The following is a 621-nucleotide window of genomic DNA, read 5'->3' as shown; positions in this document are numbered from 1 at the left end:
GTCGTGACTGCGTGCCTTTTGAAGAATGAGCCTGCGAGTTTGCGGTGTGTTGCGAGGTTAACCCGTGTGGGGGAGCCGTAGCGAAAGCGAGTCCGAATAGGGCGATGTAGTAGCGCGCTCAAGACCCGAAGCGGAGTGATCTAGCCATGGGCAGGCTGAAGCGCGGGTAAGACCGTGTGGAGGGCCGAACCCACCAGGGTTGAAAACCTGGGGGATGACCTGTGGTTAGGGGTGAAAGGCCAATCAAACTCCGTGATAGCTGGTTCTCCCCGAAATGCATTTAGGTGCAGCGTCGTGTGTTTCTTGCCGGAGGTAGAGCACTGGATAGGCGATGGGCCCTACCGGGTTACTGACCTTAGCCAAACTCCGAATGCCGGTAAGTGAGAGCGCGGCAGTGAGACTGTGGGGGATAAGCTCCATGGTCGAGAGGGAAACAGCCCAGAGCATCGACTAAGGCCCCTAAGCGTACGCTAAGTGGGAAAGGATGTGGAGTCGCAGAGACAACCAGGAGGTTGGCTTAGAAGCAGCCACCCTTGAAAGAGTGCGTAATAGCTCACTGGTCAAGTGATTCCGCGCCGACAATGTAGCGGGGCTCAAGCGTACCGCCGAAGTCGTGTCATT

The 621-nt window shown here is 57.0% G+C and carries 1 rRNA gene; it reads left to right on the top strand.

Annotated elements, in window-relative coordinates:
- Positions 1-621 (top strand): 23S ribosomal RNA (locus FE633_RS46950); the annotation flags it as partial.

It is taken from the genome of Streptomyces montanus, assembly GCF_005786655.1.
In the GTDB taxonomy this organism is placed as follows: Bacteria; Actinomycetota; Actinomycetes; order Streptomycetales; family Streptomycetaceae; genus Streptomyces; species Streptomyces sporangiiformans.
Note: the sequence above shows the minus strand (reverse complement) of the source record. Positions and strands in the feature narration are given on the sequence as shown.